Raw genomic sequence first — 2870 nt, forward strand, 5'->3', positions numbered from 1 at the left:
GTACATATATTCTAGGTACCGGTGCAGTATGAATTGAGTATCCTGAATATCATTTTTCTCATGATTACAGTAAATTTCTTCTATATATACAACCCTTTACACTGAAGATTAATTACTCAGTATATCAGGTAGTTCTGCATTAACCGTATATTTGTTATATACTTCGGTTTTGTGCTACAATAACCTGCGAAATGATAAGCCACTGATGGCAAGAATGGAGATTCTATGGAACGTGAGTTAAAACTTCTTACTACATATAACTGTGCAAAGTGCAAGCAGGTAAAGCAGGCTCTGAAGCTTGCAGGTGTAAACTATATTGAGTGTCCGGCAGATGATAAGTCAGGAATTGATCTTGTAGTAAAGTACAGAGTGATGACCGCTCCTACCCTGTTCATCCCTGAAGCAGATGATGAATACATTTGTATCACAAATTTCGATGAAATAATGGACTATATAAATGATATGTTTTAAAAAAGGATTTTCTGATGAAAATCCTTTTTATATTCACATCTTAGAGAGCCGTGTACAAATCATATTTTCTTAAAACTGTTTTGTAACTTCAGACTGTTTTCACCGGAAAACAATCGTTAAAATCAGATATACGATAATACGGAAAATAAAGCACATTTATGCTGGTATAACGTTCGCTGATTAGTTGGGTGATATTATGGCTCAGTTGTCTTGAAAACCCGAAAAACTGTGAATTAATCAGCCTGTTGGAAGATATTATAAATGTGTTTTATGGTTTCGAACCTGTTTCTACAGGAAAAACTTCATATATGTCAGTCTGCGTTTCTGCTTTTTCTTGCTTCATCTATCTCTTCTGCAGTCATATGATCCAACATCCCATAATCCATATTATAAGTTAAGAACTCATCGTAATCATACATATCTTCAAATGTGGTCATAAGGAATTCAGGATCCTGCTCATCACGCTCTCCGTCTTCGAGATATTCATTTTTCAAGACAGACATCACATACTGCCGTGCTTCGGATGGCATGTTTTTTGCCGGGCTTTTTCCGTTATCTTCGCACTGATGTATATAGCTATGGATAACTGCGTGTAAAGCATACTCCTCATAAATATCAGGGATAAATGCTTCCTTTGATTTTACGCCTTTAAGCAGCGCAATGAAGGCTGCAGCCGCATCCGGTTTTGAGTAATGATCCGGGAAATAAAATCTGATATTCTCCCTGAATTCATCGTCATCGTAAGTAACCTTGAGATAATCTTTTCCTGCTGCAATTTCCATATCATTGATAAGAAGTGACATGATGCGATTGTTGATGAATTCAGCTATATATGAATTTGCTTTCTGGTCTCTGGTAAATGGAGTTGATATTTTTAACATAATATATTCCTTTTTCTTTAATATCCCCGGAAGTAACATATAGTTTATCTTCTGTCGGCATTCCTTCGCTTGAGCAATGATTTATATGCCGGATACTTGTTATCTGATATAGTAGTATAACAAAGTGCTGACAAAATAAAAAGCGCTGTATCAGTACGCAAAATAATGATTAAGGAGAATATTTTAATGATAAATCGTGAAGACATGCTGGAACTTACCAGAAGAATGACACTTAGCCGTAACTGCTTTTATCGTGCAGCCGGTGCATATATGGATCCGGAGGGGTTCATTGATAATACATTCAATGTTAATTTCAGAAATATGGGGACTCATGACAAAACTGTTAATCTTGAGATAGCAAAGACGATTCCTTTTTCAAAGACAAATCAGCAGCTCAGAAGCTATGCATTTCCGAGCGGAGATATGGCGTATGACAGCATTCATAAGCTTCTGATGGCGCTTTCACAGTATGGACTTAAAGATGATCTTCTTGTTCAGACACTGTGTGAGCAGCTTGCCGAAGGGATACATATCAATCAGGAGTACGGGATATATATTTATCATGGACTATATGATGTGCCTGTAAAGGGTTCAGATAAAGAGGAACAGGGAGAATCCGAGGAAGTCTTTCAGTTTATCATTTGTGCTGTTTCCAGAGTCGATAAGGATTATAATGCATCAAAGCCTGAACTTGGATTTTTGTTTCCTGCATTTGAGAACAGGTCAAGTGATCCAAGTCGTATAGATATTTTCTGTTCTGATCCTGAGCATCCTGATATGGGATTCGTAGATAAGATAATCGGTAAATCAAATCACTAAAGCTGATATTGGCATTTTTAATTAGCAACACCATATATCACCTTAATATTGGCGTAATTACAGCACTGTTATGTTTCGTCAACAGTGCTGTAATTATTAAAAACGGCCATGCCAGTGTAAAATTTCTTTATTGCGTCAGAACAAAAAAGAGATAGAACATGATGTTCTATCTCTTTTCTAAAGCCGGGATTCGGACTCGAACCGAAGACCTACTGATTACAAATCAGTTGCTCTACCAACTGAGCTATACCGGCATATTAGTTTCGCTGAATGCTTGAATATAGTAGCAAATATTCTATATTGTGTCAACAGCAAAATGATTTTTATCGCTAAAATCTGCGATATTCTTTAATATAAAATCAAAAGAAGTATCGTGCCTTGAAAACTGCGTACCGAATGCAAATAACTTATTCTCAGTAATCCATCTGTTATCCAGCAACCAAACCACATTGGTCAAACCCTCGACCTATTAGTAACTATCACCTGAATGCTTTACAGCACTTACAGCTTAGCCCTATCTACCTCGTAATCTTCAAGGGGTCTTACTCTTGCGATGGGATATCTCATCTTGAGGGTGGCTTCACGCTTAGATGCCTTCAGCGTTTATCCAGTCCCGACATGCCTACCCTGCACTGGAGTTGATCTCCAACAGGTCCAACAGAGGTCAGTCCATCCCGGTCCTCTCGTACTAAGGACAGC

The 2870-nt window shown here is 37.6% G+C and carries 3 protein-coding genes, 1 tRNA gene and 1 rRNA gene; 2 read left to right on the forward strand and 3 right to left on the reverse strand.

Going from position 1 to position 2870, the window contains the following annotated elements:
• Positions 1–225: 225 nt before the first annotated feature.
• Positions 226–471: a glutaredoxin family protein gene (locus BM294_RS13545; protein ID WP_091209362.1), complete on the forward strand. Its 246-nt coding sequence runs from the start codon at positions 226–228 to the stop codon at positions 469–471.
• A 311-nt stretch (positions 472–782) separates the two neighbouring features.
• On the opposite strand, the gene BM294_RS13550 is transcribed toward BM294_RS13545, so the two are convergent.
• Positions 783–1352 carry a hypothetical protein gene (locus BM294_RS13550; protein ID WP_139225896.1) on the reverse strand — a complete coding sequence of 190 codons (570 nt, stop codon included), beginning with the start codon at positions 1350–1352 and terminating at the stop codon, positions 783–785.
• A 186-nt stretch (positions 1353–1538) separates the two neighbouring features.
• On the opposite strand from BM294_RS13550, the gene BM294_RS13555 reads away from it, so the two are divergent.
• Positions 1539–2171: a DUF4317 family protein gene (locus tag BM294_RS13555; protein ID WP_091209366.1), complete on the forward strand. Its 633-nt coding sequence runs from the start codon at positions 1539–1541 to the stop codon at positions 2169–2171.
• Between the two features lie 181 nt (positions 2172–2352).
• Here the strand turns inward: BM294_RS13555 and BM294_RS13560 are convergent.
• Positions 2353–2425, reverse strand: a tRNA-Thr gene (locus tag BM294_RS13560).
• Between the two features lie 195 nt (positions 2426–2620).
• Positions 2621–2870 (reverse strand): 23S ribosomal RNA (locus tag BM294_RS13565); the annotation flags it as partial.

This window comes from Oribacterium sp. WCC10, from assembly GCF_900113415.1.
Lineage (GTDB): Bacteria > Bacillota > Clostridia > Lachnospirales > Lachnospiraceae > Oribacterium.